The following is a 17682-nucleotide window of genomic DNA, read 5'->3' as shown; positions in this document are numbered from 1 at the left end:
CGCTCCTACGAATCGGTGAGGACGACGGAGCGGGTGAGGTGGCGCGGCTGGTCCGGGTCGAGGCCCCGGGCCGCCGCGACGGCGACGGCGAGGCGCTGGGCACGGACGAGTTCGGCGAGCGGGTCGAGGCCGCCGTCGACCCAGAGCGCGCCGGTGCCGCGGACCTGTTCGGCCAGGCCCTCGGGGGCCTCGCCGAGCATCCAGGTCGCGGTGGAGTGCGTGCTGACGCTGATGGGGCCGTGCCGGTACTCCATCGCCGGGTACGCCTCGGTCCAGGACAGGGAGGCCTCGCGCATCTTCAGCCCGGCCTCGTTGGCGAGGCCCACGGTCCAGCCGCGGCCGAGGAAGGTGAACTGCGTGCAGGCGACGAGGCCGTCGGGCAGCGGTTCGGTGAGCGCGGTGCGAGCGTCGGCGACGGCCGTGTCCGTGCGCAGTCCGAGGTGGGCGCGGAGCAGGGTCAGCGCGGTCGTCGCGAACCGGGTCTGCACGACGGACCGTTCGTCCGCGTAGTCGAGGACGACGACGTCGTCGGCGGCCTCCATGACGGGCGTGCGCGGATCGGCGGTGATCGCCGTGGTGGGTATGCGCCCCTTCAACTGCCCCAGCAGGTCGAGGACTTCGGTGGTGGTGCCGGACCGGGTGAGGGCGACGACGCGGTCGTACGAGCGTCCCCTCGGGAACTCCGACGCGGCGAAGGCGTCGGTCTCGCCCTGACCCGCCCCTTCGCGGAGCGCGGCCACGGACTGGCCCATGAAGTACGACGTGCCGCACCCCACGATCGCGACCCGTTCCCCCGGCGCCGGCAGCGCCCCGCCGTGTCCGCCCGCCTCGGCCGCCACGCGGGTCCAGCACTCGGGCTGGCTCGTCAGCTCGCTCTCGACATGAGTCATGCCGTGCGTCATGCGTCACCCCTCCCCGTTGATGATTGTTCGTGCAAGATATAGCGATGTTTCGAGCAGAATCAAGCATCTGGACGGATGCGGGGTGCGCTAGGGTCGCCGGGTGATCGAGGATGGGAGGGTGCGGATGTCCCGCGACGCCCGCTGGAAGTCGCTGCTGGAACTGCTCGTCGAGCGCGGCCGGCTGGAGGTCGAGGAGGCCGCCGCCGAGCTGGAGGTCTCGGCGGCGACGATCCGGCGCGACTTCGACCAGCTGGCCGAGCAGCAGATGCTCGTGCGCACGCGGGGCGGCGCGGTCGTGCACGGGGTGTCCTACGAGCTGCCGCTGCGCTACAAGACCGCCCGGCGCGCCTCCGAGAAGCAGCGCATCGCCAAGGCCGTCGCGGATCTGCTCGCCCCCGGCGAGGCGGTGGGGCTGACCGGCGGCACGACCACCACGGAGGTGGCCCGCGCCCTGGCCGTGCGCAGTGATCTCGCGTCCGGTTCGCCCGCGCTGACGGTCGTCACCAACGCACTCAACATCGCCAACGAGCTGGCCGTCCGCCCCCAGTTCAAGATCGTGGTGACCGGTGGGGTCGCGCGGGCGCAGTCGTACGAGCTCATCGGGCCGCTCGCCGACGGGGTGCTGAGCCAGATCACCCTCGATGTGGCGGTGCTCGGCGTGGTCGCCTTCGACGTCACGCACGGGGCCGCCGCGGCCGACGAGGCGGAGGCGGCGATCAACCGGCTGCTGTGCGAGCGGGCCGAGCGGGTGGTCGTGGCGGCCGACTCCAGCAAGCTGGGGCAGCGGGCGTTCGCCCGGATCTGCGCGGCGGAGGCGGTGGACACGCTGGTCACCGACACGGCCGTGGGCGCGGACATGGTGCGGCGCTTCGAGGAGGCGGGGGTCCGGGTGGTCGCGGTCTGACGCGGTTCCCGCACCGGGCCGCCCGGATCGACCTACGCTGGGGGCAGGGAGGCTGCGATGAGCGGAACACCGACGTCTGCGCCGTATCTGCCGATCGCCGAGCACGGGCTGATCGGGGATCTGCGCAGCGTGGCCCTGGTGGGCACGGACGGCACCATCGACTGGTACTGCTGCCCGTCCTTCGACGCGCCCAGCGTCTTCGCGGCGATCCTGGACGCGGAGCGGGGCGGCGCCTTCGAGCTCGCGGCGTCGGTGCCGGCCCGGACCAAGCAGTTCTACTTCCCCGACACCAACGTCCTGATCACCCGGTTCTTCACCGAGGACGGCGTCGGCGAGGTCCAGGACTTCATGCCGGTCGACGGGGAGGCGGCCGAGGTCGAGCGGCACCGGCTGATCCGGCGGGTGGTGTGCGTACGCGGCTCCATCCCGTTCCGGACCCGGGTCGCCCCGCGCTTCGACTACGGCCGCCGCCCGCACCGGCTGCGGATGGTCGGCGACGTCGCGCTCTTCGAGTCCGAGAAGCTGTCGCTGGGCCTGACCGCGACCGTGCCGCTGGAGACGGACGGCCTGGACGCGCGCGCCGACTTCAAGCTCGCCGAGGGCGAGTCGGCGGTGTTCGCGCTGGACCAGGTCGGCGGGGAGGTGTCGCCGCGCCGGTGCGCCAGGACCGAGGCGGAGGAGCAGTTCGCGACGACGGTGGCGTACTGGCGGCGCTGGCTGTCGCACTCCAAGTACCGGGGCCGCTGGCGGGAGATGGTGCACCGCTCGGCCCTCACCCTCAAGCTGCTCACCTACGCGCCCACCGGTGCCATCGTCGCCGCGCCGACCACGAGCCTGCCCGAGCAGCTCGGCGGCGAACGCAACTGGGACTACCGGTACGTGTGGGTGCGCGACGCCGCCTTCTGTGTCTACGCGCTGCTGCGCCTCGGCTTCACCGAGGAGGCCGAGGCGTTCATGAACTTCGTGACCAAGCACGTCAGTCCGGGCGACGGCAAGCCGTCCGGGCCGCTCCAGATCATGTACGGCATCGACGGCCGCACCGATCTCCCCGAGTCCGAACTCCCCCACCTGGAAGGGCACCAGGGCTCCGCGCCGGTCCGGGTCGGCAACGCTGCCTCCGATCAGCTCCAACTCGACATCTACGGCGCCCTGATCGACTCCATCTACCTCTACGACAAGTGGGCCAAGCCCGTCTCCAGCGCCCAGTGGGACGACGTGTGCGCGCTGGTGGACTGGGTGTGCGCGCACTGGGACCAGCCCGACGAGGGCATCTGGGAGACCCGCGGCGGCCGGAAGAACTTCCTGTACTCGCGCCTGATGTGCTGGGTGGCGATCGAGCGGGCGATCCGCATGGCCAACCGCCGTGGCCTGCCCGCCGATCTGCCCCGCTGGCGGGAGTGCCGGGACACCATCTACCGGCGGATCATGAGCCGGGGCTGGTCCGAGGCGCGCCAGGCGTTCGTGCAGCACGAGGACGGCGATGTGCTGGACGCGGCCGTGCTGATGATGCCGCTGTCGAAGTTCATCGCGCCGACCGACCCCAAGTGGCTCTCCACCCTGGACGCGTTGACGCAGGAACTGGTCTCCGACTCGCTGGTCTACCGCTACGACCCGCTGGCCAGCCCGGACGGGCTGCGCGGCGACGAGGGCACGTTCTCGATCTGCTCGTTCTGGTACGTCGAGGCCATGGTGCACGCGGGTCGGGTCGACGAGGCCCGGCTCGCCTTCGAGAAGATGCTGACGTACGCCAACCATCTCGGCCTGTACGCCGAGGAGATCAGCCACACCGGTGAGCAACAGGGCAACTTCCCGCAGGCGTTCACCCATCTCGCGCTGATCAGCGCGGCGTTCAACTTGGACCGGGCGCTGGGCTGAACAGCGACCTGGGGCGCAGGTCCGTCCAGTTGGTCTCGACGTAGGCCAGGCAGGCGTCCCGGGTGTTCTCCTCGAACGCGACCGTCCACCCGCCGGGGACCCCGGCGAAGGCGGGCCACAGCGAGTGCTGGCCCTCGTCGTTCACCAGGACCAGGAAACGGCCTTCGGCGTCGTCGAAGGGGTTGGTGCTCATGTCGAGTACCTCCTACGGACGTCAACATTAGGTTAGGCTCGCCTAATTGGATCGAGCCTAGCTTTTCGTCTTCCCTCCCACAAGGAGTCGTTCATGGCCGAGAACGGCTTTGGATTCGAGGAGTTCGGGCTGTCCGGCGACCCCGGTTCCGACGACTTCTGGGCTGCCGCGGCCGGGCCCGTCTCGGTGCCCTCCGGTGACGGCGGCTGGGTGACCCTGTTCCTGTGGCGTGGGCCCGAGGCGAGCATCGGCTTCGAGAGCTGGTCCGAGGACGTGCCCCTGCGCCGGTGGGGCGAGACCGACTGCTGGTACGCCCAGGTACGGATGCCCCGACGGCTGCGCGTCACCTACCAGTTCCTCGCCGACGGCCAGGCGTACGCCGATCCGTTCAACCCGGCCGGGGTGGGCGGCGACCGGTCCATCGCCGCCACGCCGGACGCCCCGCCGCAGCCGCACTGGCCCCTGGTCGGCGCCGACGACGTGCTGCCGCTCCCCCGCACCCGGCTCCGCTGGGCCTCCGAGCGGCTCGGCGGGCGGCGCACCGTACGCGTTCATCCGGTGGGCGGAGGCGGGCCGTTGGTGCTGCTCCTGGACGGGGACGACTGGCTGTATCTGCATCCGGCCATGGCCGCCTTCGACGCGGCGGTCGCCTCCGGTGACGTACCGCCCGTCACCCTGGTCTTCCTTCCGGCCAAGGACCGGCGGACCGAGTACGCGTGCCGGCCCGAGGTGTGGCGAGCGGTGCGGGACGAACTGCTGCCGCTCGTCGCGGAGTCGGGCGTGCCGGGCGACCCGGAGCGACTGGTGGTCGCCGGGCAGAGCCTCGGCGGGCTGAGCGCGCTGTACGCGGCGCTGGAGTTCCCCGAGCTGGTGTCGCGTGTCGCCTGTCAGTCGGGGTCGTTCTGGTGGATGCCGGGGGCGATGGGGGCGGCGGATCCGTTCGGGGGTCCGGTGGGTGGCGCCGTCGCCGAACGTCTGCGCGGGCTGCCCGACCTGTCCGGGCTGCGGGTCGCCTTCGACGTGGGGGAACACGAGACGCCGATGCTGCCGCACTGCGGGCGGGTCGAGGCGCTGGCGGAGCGGTGCGGTGCGGCCGTACAGGTGTCGCGGTCGGCGTCGGAGCACGACCGGGCGGGGTGGCGGCACGCGCTGCTCAGGGATGTGGCGTGGGTGTTGAGCTGACGTGCCGGTTCACCTGTTCATCGGGCCACCGCCGCGCCGTAGCCCGCGTCCGTGGCCAGCAGGTTGCGGTGGGTGTCCTCGGCCGTGACGGCGCCGTCGGCGAGGACGAGGACGCGGTCGGCGGCGTCCAGCAGGGCGGGGCTGCTGGTGAGGACGACCGTGGTGCGTCCTCGGCGGAGCCCCGCGAGGTTGCGGGCGATGAGCTGTTCGGTGACCGCGTCGACGGCGGTCGTCGGGTCGTGCAGGACCAGGATGTCGGTGTCGGCGGCCAACGCGCGGGCCAGGGACAGGCGTTGGCGCTGACCGCCGGAGAGGTTCGCGCCCCGGTCACGGACGGCGTGGTCGAGGCCCTCCCGGTGAAGGGCCACGACATCGGTGAGCAGGGACGCCTCGACGGCCTCGGGGACGGTACGGCTGGCGCCCGAGGGGTCGATGTTGGTGCGCAGGGTGCCGGCGAAGATCTCGCCGTCGTACGGGTTCACCAGCAGCAGCTCGCGGACCGCCTCCACCGACAGCTCCGCCAGCTCCTGCCCGCCGAGCCGGACCGCCCCCTCGTACGCGTCGGGCGGGACGCGCAGCGCGAGGACCGCGGCGAGGTCGGCCGCGGCGCGCGGCTGGTAGGCGGCGATCGCCACGAACTCACCGGCGGCGACCCGGAACTTGAGCTCGCGCAGGGTGCCGTACCGGACGCCGTCGATCTCCAGGTCCGCTCCGGCGGCCGGGCGTGCGAGGCCGGGGGTGGTGACCGGTGGGGCCGTCAGCACCAGTGCCATGCGTTCCGCGGAGGCGCGCGCGATCATCACGTACTTGGGCATCTCGGAGAAGAGCTTGAGGGGTTCGATGATGAACTGGGCGAGCCCCACCGCCATGACGAGCTCACCGATGGTGATGCGGCCCTCGAACGCCAGCCACCCCGCCGTCAGGGTCACGGCGGCGGCGAGGAGCGCGTTGAGGGCGAGCGCGGCGCCCGCGTAGGCGCCGTTGACCTTGGCCACGGTGACCGCCTGGTGCCTGGCCTCGGTGCTGACCTGGCGGTACGAGCGGAACGCCGCGTGGTTGCCGCCGAAGCCGTGCAGCGGGCGCAGGCCGGTGATCAGGTCGGCGACCTTCGCGCCGGCCCGCGCGACCCGGGCCTGCTGTTCCTGGGTGCTGTCGCCGATGCGCTTCGACAGCACGCTCAGGATCGACAGGATCGCGACGGTGCCCACGATCACCAGCAGGCCGAGCCTGAGGTCGGCCAGGCCCAGCGCGACGGCGGCGACCAGGACCGCGACCAGCGAGCTGATCAGCAGCGGCACCACCTCGATGATGTCGGCGGTCTGGTCGGCGTCCTCGGTGGCGATGGTCAGCACCTCGCCGGACTTGAGGTCGACGTCCCGGGCCACCGGCTGGAGTCCGCACGCCGCGACCCGGACCCGCCAGCGGTGGGCCTCGCTCGTGTTGGCCTTCTGCAGAACGCGCATTCCGTACCGCCACGACAGCGACACGGTCGTGACGATCACTGCCAGAGCGGCGATCGACAGCCCGAGCGCGCCGGGGCTTCGATGCCGCAGGGCGTGCTCGACGATCAGTCCCAGCGCGATCGGGAACGCCGTCTCACCGGCCTGGTACAGGCCCATGAGGACGGTGCCCCGGGTCATGGCGCCGACGTTGCGGCGCAGGGCGATGCGGAGGATGTCGGCCCCGGAGCGGGGCGCCTGGGCGTCAGGACTGGTCATCGAGGTGGCGGGCAATCGCTTCCGGGGTGCGCAGGGTGAACAGGTCTCGGATGGTGATCACCGGGCCGAACTCCCGGCGGAGCAGCCCGATCAGCCGTACCGCCAGCATGGAGTGTCCGCCCAGGGACACGAAGTCTCCCACCGCGCTCACCTCGTCGTCGTCCAGGTCCAGTGCCTCGGCGAAGTACTCGCACACCACGTTCTCGGTCTCGGTCTGCGGGCCGCGTTCCCCCGCCGTGGTCAGCGCGCCCAGCGGCTTGGCCTCCGGGAGCGCCTTGGTGTCGGCCTTCCCGTTGACGGTGAGCGGGATGCTGTCGACCTGGGCGTAATGGGTCGGGCGCAGGAAGTCCGGCAGGCCGGCGCCCACTTCGGCGGCCACCGTCGCCAACTCGGCTCCTGCCAGGACCAGATAGGCGGCGAGCCGGTGGGCGCCGTCGACCTGGGGGTCGGCCTGGGCGACGGCGGCGACGAAGCGCACCGCCGGGTGGGCCGCGAACACGGCCTCCACCTCGCCCAGTTCGACGCGATGGCCGCGGATCTTGACCTGCTGGTCGGTGCGGCCGAGGTACATCAGGTTTCCGTCGGGCCGCCGGACGACCAGGTCGCCGGTGCGGTACATGCGCTCGCCGGGTGCGCCGAACGGGCAGGCCACGAAGCGGTGCGCGGTCTGGGCCGGTTGGCCGAGGTAGCCGCGGGCGATGCCGATGCCCGCCACGTACAGCTCGCCGGGGACGCCGTCGGGCAGGGGCCGCAGCCAGGGGTCGAGGACGTGGACGTCGGTGTTGTCGATGGCGACGCCCACCACCGGGTCCTGGCACTCGAAGGTGCCGACGCCGAGGGTGTTGATGGTGTACTCGGTGGGCCCGTACAGGTTGTAGCCGACGGTGCCCTCGGTGTCGGCGAGCCGCTGCCACAGCGTCGGGGTGACGGCCTCGCCGCCCAGCAGCACCAGCGGGGGACGCCGTTCAGGATCGTCCAGCAGGCCCTCACTGACGAGCTGTTGGGCGTAGGTCGGGGTCACGTTGACGACGTCGATGGCGTGCTCCAGGCAGTAGGCGACGAGCCGGGGCGCGTCGCGGCGCAACTCCTCGTCGCAGATGTGCACTTCATGCCCGTCGGCGAGCCACAGCAGCTCCTCCCACGACATGTCGAACGCGAACGACACGGTGTGGGCGATCCGGAAAACTCGGTGTCCGTGCTCGGCCAGCACCGGTTCGAAGATACGGCGCTGATGGTTGATCAGCATGTTGGTGAGCCCGGCGTACTCGGTCACCACCCCCTTGGGCTTCCCCGTGGAACCAGAGGTGTAGATCGTGTACGCGGGGTGCCGCAGCCGGTCGGGGTCGTCGGGGGCGAACGTCACGAACGGCTCGGCCTCGGGCAGCGGCCGGTCCAGTTCGACGAGGTCACCGGTCAGCCGGGGCGCCACCGCGCTCACGGTGAGGATGACGTCCGGGCGGGCGTCCTCGACGATCGCCGCGATCCGTTCGTCCGGGTGGTCCAGCTCCAGCGGCACATAGGCGGCGCCGACGCGCAGTACGGCGAACAGGGCCACGATCGAGTCCAGGGAGCGCGGGATCGCGAGGCCCACGGTCGTCTCCGGCCCGATCCCGCGCCCGGCGAGCGCCCCGGCCACCTCACGGCTGCGGTCCCGCAACTCGGCGAAGGTCATCCGCGCGCCGTGGGCGACGAGCGCCACCCGCTCAGGTGCCCGGTCCGCCGCCCGGTCGAACCGGTCGACGACGGTGTCCGTGCCGACGTCCGTCCGCTCCCCGGGCACAGGAACCGGCCCCAGTCCCGGCAACGCCCCGATCGGTCCGGTCGAGCGGGCCACGTCCTCCAGCACCCGCAGATACTCGTCGAGCAGCCGCCGCGCACCCGCGCTGTCCTCGTCGCGATGCTCCAGTTTGACCGTGAGCCGGTCGCCGGGTGTGACCACCCAGGTGAACGGATAGTGCGTGGAGTCGTCGGCCCGCACCGAGGTGATCCCGTGCCGGGCGTTCATCTCGGCGAGGGCGTCCAGGTCCAGGAAGTTCTGCAACACGAACAGGTTGTCGAACAGGGTGTCGTGGCCGCTGGCCCGCTGGATCTCGCCGAGGCCGAGGTGCTCGTGCTCCATCGCCGCGACCCGGGCCGCCTGCACACCGGCGAGGTACTCCCCGACCGTGTCGTCGGGTCGCGCCCGCGTCCACATCGGCACGGTGTTGAGGAGCACGCCGACGACGTCCTCCAGCCCCTCCCCCTCCCGCCCGGAGACGGTCACCCCGAACACGGCGTCGGCACGCCCCGTGCGCGCACCCAGCAGCAGCCCGAACGCCCCGGTCAGTACCGAGTTCAGCGTGACCCCGTGGGTCCTCGCCGCGTCCCGCAACAGCTCCGACAGTTCGGCGGAGACCGTGTGTACGAGGGTGCCCGGCAGATCGTCCGACAGAGCCGGCGCCGCCCCGGCGAGCAGCGTGGGACCGGACAGGCCCGCCAGGCGCCCGGCCCAGAAGCGTTCGGACACGGCGGTGTCCTTGGCGTCGAGCGCCCGCGCATGCTCCTCAAAGCTGGGCACAGCCAGGACCGCAGCCGTCAACTCGCCCGCGACGGCGGCCTGATACGCGTCGAAGAGGTCGCGCAGCACGATCTCCCGGGACCAGCCGTCCCACAGCAGCAGGTGATAGCTGAGGAGCAGTCCGTCCCGCCCGTCGGGCAGCCGCACCACGGTCAGCCGGATCAGCGGTGGCTCTCCGGGGTCGAAGCCCGTGTCGCGGTCCCGGGCCCGCAGGGCGTCCACCTCGGCGTCCGTGGCCGGTTCGACCGTCCGCACCGGGACCCGCCGCCCGGCCTTGAGCACCTGGACCGGGTTGCCGTCGTCGTCGGTGGTGAACCCGGCGCCCACGACCGGATGGCGTGCGATGACGTGTGCCATCGCCTCGGCCAGCGCGTCGGTGTCCAGCCGCCGGTCGAAGGTGAACCAGCTCTGGGCGACGTAGTGTCCGGCGGGACCCGCCAGTTGGGCCTGGAAGAACAGGCCGCGTTGCAGCGGCGTGACCGGGGCCGTGCGCTCGGCTGTCGCCGACGCCTCGGCGATGGCCTCCAGGGCGTCCAGCCAGTGGCCGGCGATGTCGTCGGAGATGCCTTCGGCGAGGGTGAACTCCGCGCGCAGACTGCCGGTGGCCTCGTCCAGCCAGGCGTTGACCTCGACGGCGTAGGGACTGCCTTGGCCGTCGCCCGTGATGTGCAGTGCCTGCGACTCGCTGCCACGGCCGAGGTAGTTGAACAGGACCTGCGGGCGGGCGGTCAGCAGCGGGGCCGACTGCGGGTTGAGATAGCGGAGTTGACCGTAGGAGAGGTGCGCCCGCTCCTCCGGCCGGCGTGCGGCCACCTCGTGGGCCGCCGCGACCGGGTCGGTGTGGGCGGTGAGCCGTACGGGGGCGATGGCCGTGAACCAGCCGACCGTGCGGGTGTAGTCGTGGTGTTCCAGGGCGGGGACCCGGCCGTGCCGCTCCAGGTCGATGGCGAGGTCGGTCGGGGTCGGCTGGACGCGGGTGAGCGCGGCGCGCAGGGCGCCGCACAGCAACTCGGTGAGACCGACGCCGAGGGCCGTGGGAGCGGTACGGGTGACGCGGTCGCTGACCTCGGGGGCGAGGACGGCGGTGGTCTCGCGGAGGCCGCGGACCTCGGGCAGCAGCGCGGGCGCCTGGAGTGCGGTGAGCCAGTGCCCGAGGCCGTCGACCTGGTGGGCGGACCCCAGCGCCAGGGCCTCGGCGTACTCGGCGAACGAGGTGGTGGGGGGCGCCAGGGGGTCCCCGCGCAGGGCGGTCGCCAAATCGTCCAGCAGGATCAGCCAGGACACGGCGTCGACGGCGAGGTGGTGCGCGGTGACCACCAGGGTGCGGGCCGGCTCCAGCCACGCGAACGCGATGACCTCACCGGACGCGGGGTCGAGACGGCCTGCGGCCTCGTTCGCCGCGGTGGTCGCGTCGGCGGCGGTCGTGTCCTGGCGTACGACGGTGATCTCGCGGTCGGGTTCGGTGCCGAGCGTCCAGACGCCGTGCTCGGCGCGGAGCCGCAGCCGGAGCGTCGGGTGGGCGGCCACGACGGTGTTCGCGGCGCGCTCGATGTCGGCGTGTCCGATGCCCTCGGGGACGCGCAGGGTGCGGGCCTGCGCGAACCGGGCCAGGGAGCCGCCCAGTTCGCGCTGGCGCAGGATGATCGGCGTCGGCGGTATCGGGCCGTCCCCCCGGCGGACGGGTGCGGGCCGCTCCGGTGCGGCGCGGGTGCCGAGATGCTCGGCGAGGGCGCGTGGCGTCCGGAGCAGGAACACGTCCCGGGGTGCGATGGGCAGGCCCAGTGCCCGGGCCCGGTTGATCACGGTGATGGCGACGATGCTGTCCCCGCCGGCCGTGAAGAAGTCGGTGTCACCGTCGACTCGGGAGCCGGGCAGGGTCGCGGCGAAGATGTCGACCAGGGCAGCTAGCGTGGCGTCGCTCGCGGCGGGAGAGGTGTCCTGTGCGGACTCGGTCAGGGCCTTTCGGTCCAGCTTCCCGTTGACGGTCAGCGGCAGCGCCGCGACCGGCAGCACCCGGCCCGGCACCATGAACGCGGGCAGCTTCGCCGACAGCAGGGCGGTGAGGTCGCCGGGGATCCGGCCCACGAGGTGCGCGACCAGGTGATCGCCGGTGGGGGCCACGGTGACGGCCACGTCGGTCACTCCGTCGAGCTCCCGGATCGCCGCCTCCACCTCGCCCACCTCGACGCGGAAGCCCTTGAGTTGGACCTGGTCGTCGGCGCGGCCGACGAACTCCAGCTCGCCGTCCAGGCTGCGGAGGGCGAGATCGCCCGTGTGGTACATGCGGGAGCCGTCGCCCGCGAACGGGTCCGCCACGAACCTCCCCGCCGTGAGCCCGGGCCTGCCCAGGTAGCCGAGGGACACCTGGTCACCGGCGACGTAGATGGCGCCGACACGCCCCGGCGGTACCGGTCGGAGCCGTTCGTCGAGGAGGTAGGTGGTGAGGCCGGGGATCGGGCCGCCGATGGGGCTGGCCTCGGCGCCGGTCCGGAAGTCGTCGTCGGTCAGCATCCGGTGGGTGACGTGGACCGTGGTCTCGGTGATGCCGTACATGTTGACCAGCTCGGGCGAGCCGGTGCCGTGCCGGTCGACCCAGCCGCGCAGGCGTCCGAGGTCGAGTGCCTCGCCGCCGAAGACGATCCGGCGCAGCGCGGGGAGCGGTGCGCCGGCCTGCCGGTCGGCCTCGATGAACTGGTAGAAGGCCGAGGGGGTTTGGTTGAGCACGGTGACCCCGCGCTGGCGGACCAGCCGGTGGAAGTCGACCGGGGAGCGGGTCAGGCCGTACTCCGGCACGAGCAGCTCGCCGCCGTGCGCCAGCGCGCCCCACAGCTCCCAGACGGCGAAGTCGAAGGAGTAGGAGTGGAACTGGACCCACACGTCGTCCGGGCCGAAGGCCATGTCGGACCGGGTGTTGGCGAGGAGGGTCACCACACTGGAGTGCGGGACGACGACGCCCTTGGGCCTGCCCGTCGATCCGGAGGTGTAGATCACGTAGGCGGGATCGCGCCAACCCGCCTCGGACTCGACAGCCGCTTGCGGCAGTTCGTCGCCCTGGACGAGCACCCGGGCTCGCACTCCCGCCCGTGCCACCAGCCGCGTGAAACGCTCCCGCTGACCTTTCTCCACCAGGACGACCTGCGGGGCGGCGTCGGCGAGGATGTACTCCAGGCGCTCGTCGGGATAGGCCAGGTCCAGCGGCACATAGGCGCCGCCCGCGCTGACGACGGCGACCAGGGCCACGACCTGCTCCAGGGAACGCGGCACGGCGACGGCGACCCGACTACCGGGACCGACCCCGGCGGCGGCCAACGCCGTCGCCAACTCGTCTTTCTGAACGGCTAGTTCGGCGTAGGTCAGGGACCGCGTGTCGCCGTCGAGGGCGCACTGGGTGACGGCGGTGGCGGCCGGGTCGTGTCGGGCCGCGGCGTCGAAGAGGGCGCCCAGGGTGGTCGGGGTGATCCGGGCGGGGAGCCGCGTGCTCGCGTCGGCCAGGTCGGCGATCGGGGCGTCCGGCCGGGTGAGCAGGCCGGTGAGGGCCGCCTCGAAGGTGCGCAGGACGGCCTGGGCGCCGGCCTCCTGGAGGAGATCGCGGTCGTGGATCAGGTTGAAGCGGGGGCGGCCGTCGAGGGTGCGCTCCACGACCAGGGTCAACGGGTAGTGCGGGGCGCCCTCGTTGACGATCCCGGTGACGGTCAGCTGGTCGGCGGGGCCGCGCAGGGCGTCGAGGTCGGTCGCCACGTCGAAGACGACCAAGGTGTCGAACAGGGGGCCCGCGCCCGCCTCGCGGCCGATCCTCGCGAGTGAGACGTGCTGGTGCGGGAGCACGGCGCTCTGGTGTTCGCGGACCGCGGCGAGCAGCTCGCGCGAGGTGGTCGCGGCGGTCCAACGGGCGCGTACCGGGATGGTGTTGATGAACAGGCCGACCATGTTCTCGATGCCGGGCACGTCCACGTCGCGCCCGGACACGGTGGAGCCGAACACCACGTCCGTGCCGTGCAGGATGCCGCCGAGGGTCACCGCCCAGGCGCTGTGCACGGCCACGCTGAGCGGGACGCCCGCCGACCGGGCGGCGGTGTCGATGTCCTCGGCCGGTGTGCGGGAGGTGTCGGCGAAGCGCTCGGACGGGGTGTGGCCCTCGGCGACGAGGGAGGGGCCGGGCAGCTCGGCGAGCTGGACGCGCCACACCCGGTCGCTCTCCTCCTCGTCCCGCTCGGCGAGCCTGCGCACATAGTCGGGGAAGCCGCCGAGCGGGTACGTCGTGCCCGGCGCGTGGTACTCGGCGAGCAGGGCGCGGAGCATCGGCGGTACGGACCAGCCGTCGGCGATGACGTGGTGCACGGTCTGCACCAGGACACTGCGCCCGGCACCCTGCCGGATGAGCGTGTACCGCATGAGCGGTCCCCTGGCCAGGTCGAACCCGGCGCGTCGGTCGCGCTCGGCGTACGCGTGGATCTCGTCGTCGGTGATGCCGGGGCGGTCCAGCGTGGTGAACGGCGCCTCGACGCCGCCCTCCAGTACGGAGACCACACGGCCGTCGGCGAGGGACACGAACCGTGCGGCCAGGTTGGGGTAGAGGGTGAGCAGCCGGGTGGCCGCCGTCGCGAGCCGGTCGGGGTCCACCTCGCCTTCCAGGGTGAGGAGTTGCTGCTCGACGTAGGCGCCCTTCGAGTCGTCGTCGAAGACCGAGTGGAAGTACAGGCCTTCCTGTAGCGGGGTGAGGGGCAGGATGTCCCGCAGTGCGGGGCCATCGAGGGCGTCGACGTCGGCCTGGGTGAGCGGCACCAGGTCGAAGTCGCTGGGCGAGTGGCCGCCCTGGTCGAGCGCCGCGAGTCCGGCGAGGGCCGTACGGAACCAGTCGCCGATCGCCGTGATGTCCTCGTCGGTGAACATGCCGTCGGGCCAGGAGATCGTGGTGACGAGTTCGTACGCGCCGCCGGTCGGGGCGGGTTCGGCGATCGCGTTGAACTCCAGGGCACGTGGGAGGCGCATGGCGGGGTCACGCCGTTCACCCAACTGGCCGGTGGTGCCCGAGAGTTGCCAGTCGCCCGCTGCGCCCGCGTCGAAGCGGCCCAGGTAGTTGAAGAGCACCTGGGGTGCGGGGGCGTCGAACTCGGTGTGGGTCAGATAGCGCAGGGCGCCGTAGGAGACGCCGTTGTCCGGCACCCGGGCGAGGTCTTCCTTGACCGCCTTGAGGGCGGTGGCCAGGTAGTCGGGCGCGGTGAAGTCGGTAGTGCGGCCGGGGTCGACGAGCACCGGGAACAGGGTGGTGAACCAGCCGACGGTGCGGGCCAGTTCGGGCTCGAAGCCGGCCGTTTCCGCCACGAAGTGGCCTTCCCGGCCGTGCCCTTCCAGCTCGATGTGCGCGAACGTCTGGTCCTGGCCCCGCTCGTGGCGCCAACGGGCGAGGGTGACCGCGAGGGCGGTCAGGAGTACGTCGTTGACTCCGGCGTGGAACTTGGCGGGGATCTCGCCGAGCAGGGCGGCGGTGACCTCCGGGCCGACGGAGACGGTGTGCAGCCGCTCGCCGGCGACGGTGTCGGTCGGCGACAGGGCACGCCTGCCCAGCAGGTGGTCGTCCCCCGGCAGCGGTCGCCAGTAGTAGGAGCTGTCGGCGTCGAAGGCCGCGCGCTCCAGCAGCTGGGTCCAGCGGCGGAACGACGTGCCCGTCGGGGGCAGTGCGATCGGGGCGCCGGAGGCGAGCTGCCGCCATGCCGTGCCCAGGTCCTCCATGAGGACGCGCCAGGAGACGCCGTCGACCACGGTGTGGTGGGCGGCGAGGACCAACTGCCGTGCGGGGCGGCGCCACACGGCCCGCAGCATGACGCCGTTGTCGGGGTCGAGTCCCGCCGTGGCGAGCGCGACGCACTCCTCCAGCGGTCGGTCGCTCTCCAGCGGGTCCGCGCCGGCCCCGTCCGGCTCGGGGATGTCGAAGCTCCAGCGGTCGCCGCGCACCAGCCGGGCGCGCAGCACGGGGTGGTGCCGTACGACTGCGGTGAGGAGTTGGTCGAGGGCGTCGGAGGTGAGGTCGGCCGGGGTGTTGAGGACCACCGACTGCACGAAGCCGTCGATCGCGTCCGTCGTCTCGCCGAGCCACTGCACGACGGGCGAGCCCACCACGGTGCCGGTGGGGACGTCGCGGTGGTCGAGGGTGGAGACGTTCTCGCGGCTCGCCACCGCCGCCAGCGCCCTCACCGTGCTGTGGGTGAAGATCTGCCGGGCCGTGACATGGAGGCCCTCGGCGCGCAGCGCGCTCAGCAGGGAGATCGCCAGGATGCTGTCGCCGCCGAGCTCGAAGAAGTCCTGGTCGGCGCCGATGTCGTCGAGACGCAGCACGGCGGCGACGGCCCGGGCGACCAGGCGTTCCTCGTCGGTTGCGGGCGGGACGAGCGGGCCGGTCGCGGTCTCCGGTTCCGGCAGGGCGTTGCGGTCGAGCTTGCCGTTGGCCGTCAGCGGGAACTCCCGCAGCACGACGACATGGGCGGGCACCATGTACTCGACCATGTGGACGGCGGCCCAGGCCCTGACGTCGTCGGCGCGCAGCCCTTCGCTGCCGGCGGCCGGGATGACGTATCCCACGAGATAGGTGCCGCCCGCGGAGTTCTTCCTGGCGACGACACAGGTGTGCCGTACGCCCGGGTGTTCCGCGAGGCCGATCTCGACGTCCTCGATCTCCAGGCGCATGCCGCGGATCTTGATCTGGTTGTCGGCGCGGCCGAGGAAGTCCAGTGATCCGTCGGGGGCGTAGCGGGCGAGGTCGCCGGTGCGGTAGAGGCGGGAGCCGTCGGTGGCGAAGGGGTCGGCGACGAAGCGGGAGGCGGTGAGGCCGGGCGCGTTCACGTATCCGCGGCCCAGCAGGAATCCGCCGACGTAGAGTTCGCCGCCCACTCCGACGGGGACGGGGCGCAGTTCGTCGTCGAGGACGTACAGCCGGGTGTTGGGGTTGGCCTTGCCGATGGAGGTCGACAGGCGTTCGGCGGCTCCGCGGTAGATGACGTGGGAGACGCCGATGGTCGTCTCGGCGGGTCCGTAGCCGTGGTACATGGGGATGTCGAGCTGGGTGCGGAACCGTTCGTAGAGCTCCGGGGTGAGCACCTCGCCGCCGCACCAGACGTGGCGCAGGCTGTCCAACTGCCCGGAGTCGCCCGCGATGTCGAGGAGGACGTCCAGCATGGACGAGACCAGGTAGGTGAAGGTGACACGGTGTTCGGCGATGACGCTGAGCAGGTGATGGGGGTCGCGTTCGCCGCCGGGGCGCAGGATCACCAGCCGGGCGCCGGACACCAGGGGCAGGAAGATCTCGTTGATGGAGATGTCGAACGAGAGTGGCGCCTTGAACAGCGAGGCGTCGTCGTGGCCGAAGCCCAGGATCTGGTGGACCTGCCACAACAGGCGTTCGCTGATGGCCTCGTGGCGGATCATCGCGCCCTTGGGGCGGCCGGTGGAGCCCGAGGTGAAGATCACGTAGGCCAGCGCGGTGCCGGGGACGGCGATCCCGGTGCCCTCGGTGGGGTGGTCGCCGTAGCGCCAGTCGCCGAGGTCCACGGGCACGGCTTCCGGTTCGCCCGGGGTGTGTTCGCCGGTGGCGTTGAGCTGGAGGACGACGCCTGCGTCCTCGATGACGACGGCCCGGCGTGCGGCGGGCCACTGCGGGTCGAGCGGCACGAACGCGCATCCGGCCTGGAGCACGCCGAGGAGCCCGATCACCATGTCGGCGCAGCGGCCGAGAGAGATGCCGACGATCTGCTCGGCGGTCAGGCCCCGTTCGATGAGGTGGTGGGCCAATTGGTTCGAAAGCGCGGCTGCTTGACGGTAGGTCAGGGTGCGGTGCTCGTCGATGACGGCGATGGCGTCCGGCCTGGCGCGGGCCTGTTCGTGGAACATCTCCACCAGGGTCGGCCGGTCCCGGTCGGCGTCGGTCGCGTTCCAGTCGGCCAGTGCCGCGAGCCGGGCCGCCACGCTGGAGGGGCCCACGGTGCCGAGCGGGCGGTCCGGGAAGTCGACCAGGTCCTCCAGGGCGAGCCGGGCGTCGGCGACCTCGACGCCGTCCGGGACGGCGATGTCCCAGCTGCCGTCCGAGTCCCGCCAACTCCCCTGTTCGGTACCACCGTTGTCGACCCAGCCGACGACATCGGCGAACAGGGTGCCGTCGGTGAGGTCGATGCCGTCGGGACTCCGGCGGGTCGCCCAGTACGCCAGGGCGATGGCGCAGGCCTCGGCGAGGGTCCGGTCGGAGTGGTCGCCGGTGCGTCGGCGCAACTCGGTCAGTCGGTCGAAGGACAGCGGTACGAGACGAGCGCGCGGTTCCATCATCGAAGACTCAGCACCCTTCCACAACATGAAAGTTAGGCCAG

At 72.2% G+C, this 17682-nt stretch carries 7 protein-coding genes; 3 read left to right on the top strand and 4 right to left on the bottom strand.

Annotation, left to right across the window (positions count from 1 at the left end):
- Positions 1-5: 5 nt before the first annotated feature.
- Positions 6-890 (bottom strand): SIS domain-containing protein, encoded by an 885-nt coding sequence (locus tag ACIHIX_RS13645; RefSeq protein WP_399955585.1) that lies wholly within the window; start codon positions 888-890, stop codon positions 6-8.
- Between the two features lie 136 nt (positions 891-1026).
- Between ACIHIX_RS13645 and ACIHIX_RS13640 the strand changes: the two genes are divergently transcribed.
- Positions 1027-1806 carry a DeoR/GlpR family DNA-binding transcription regulator gene (locus tag ACIHIX_RS13640; RefSeq protein ID WP_399954318.1) on the top strand — a complete coding sequence of 260 codons (780 nt, stop codon included), beginning with the start codon at positions 1027-1029 and terminating at the stop codon, positions 1804-1806.
- A 57-nt stretch (positions 1807-1863) separates the two neighbouring features.
- Positions 1864-3681: a glycoside hydrolase family 15 protein gene (locus ACIHIX_RS13635; protein ID WP_399954315.1), complete on the top strand. Its 1818-nt coding sequence runs from the start codon at positions 1864-1866 to the stop codon at positions 3679-3681.
- Here the strand turns inward: ACIHIX_RS13635 and ACIHIX_RS13630 are convergent.
- Entirely contained in the window at positions 3656-3874 is a 219-nt protein-coding gene (locus ACIHIX_RS13630) for an MbtH family protein (RefSeq protein ID WP_399954312.1), read from the bottom strand. The genes ACIHIX_RS13635 and ACIHIX_RS13630 overlap by 26 nt on opposite strands.
- A gap of 93 nt (positions 3875-3967) precedes the next feature.
- Here ACIHIX_RS13630 and ACIHIX_RS13625 point away from each other — a divergent pair, with 93 nt between their 5' ends.
- Entirely contained in the window at positions 3968-5056 is a 1089-nt protein-coding gene (locus ACIHIX_RS13625) for an alpha/beta hydrolase-fold protein (protein ID WP_399954309.1), read from the top strand.
- Between the two features lie 17 nt (positions 5057-5073).
- Here the strand turns inward: ACIHIX_RS13625 and ACIHIX_RS13620 are convergent, their stop codons facing one another.
- Complete coding sequence (locus ACIHIX_RS13620; RefSeq protein ID WP_399954306.1) at positions 5074-6774, bottom strand: ABC transporter transmembrane domain-containing protein; 1701 nt, start codon at positions 6772-6774, stop codon at positions 5074-5076.
- Positions 6761-17641 carry an amino acid adenylation domain-containing protein gene (locus tag ACIHIX_RS13615; RefSeq protein WP_399954304.1) on the bottom strand — a complete coding sequence of 3627 codons (10881 nt, stop codon included), beginning with the start codon at positions 17639-17641 and terminating at the stop codon, positions 6761-6763. Before ACIHIX_RS13615 ends, ACIHIX_RS13620 begins: the two co-directional genes overlap by 14 nt.
- Positions 17642-17682 lie beyond the last annotated feature (41 nt).

Origin of the sequence: Streptomyces sp. NPDC051913 (assembly GCF_044593635.1) — a bacterium.
Taxonomy (GTDB): Bacteria; Actinomycetota; Actinomycetes; order Streptomycetales; family Streptomycetaceae; genus Streptomyces.
This window is presented reverse-complemented; position numbering and strand designations above follow the sequence as displayed.

Excerpts from the sequence above, each read along its gene's own strand:
- ACIHIX_RS13620 (WP_399954306.1), bottom strand. The coding sequence starts at position 6,774 with ATGACCAGTCCTGACGCCCAGGCGCCCCGCTCCGGGGCCGACATCCTC.
- ACIHIX_RS13635 (WP_399954315.1), top strand. The coding sequence starts at position 1,864 with ATGAGCGGAACACCGACGTCTGCGCCGTATCTGCCGATCGCCGAGCAC.
- ACIHIX_RS13630 (WP_399954312.1), bottom strand. The coding sequence starts at position 3,874 with ATGAGCACCAACCCCTTCGACGACGCCGAAGGCCGTTTCCTGGTCCTG.
- ACIHIX_RS13645 (WP_399955585.1), bottom strand. The coding sequence starts at position 890 with ATGACTCATGTCGAGAGCGAGCTGACGAGCCAGCCCGAGTGCTGGACC.
- ACIHIX_RS13640 (WP_399954318.1), top strand. The coding sequence starts at position 1,027 with ATGTCCCGCGACGCCCGCTGGAAGTCGCTGCTGGAACTGCTCGTCGAG.
- ACIHIX_RS13615 (WP_399954304.1), bottom strand. The coding sequence starts at position 17,641 with ATGATGGAACCGCGCGCTCGTCTCGTACCGCTGTCCTTCGACCGACTG.
- ACIHIX_RS13625 (WP_399954309.1), top strand. The coding sequence starts at position 3,968 with ATGGCCGAGAACGGCTTTGGATTCGAGGAGTTCGGGCTGTCCGGCGAC.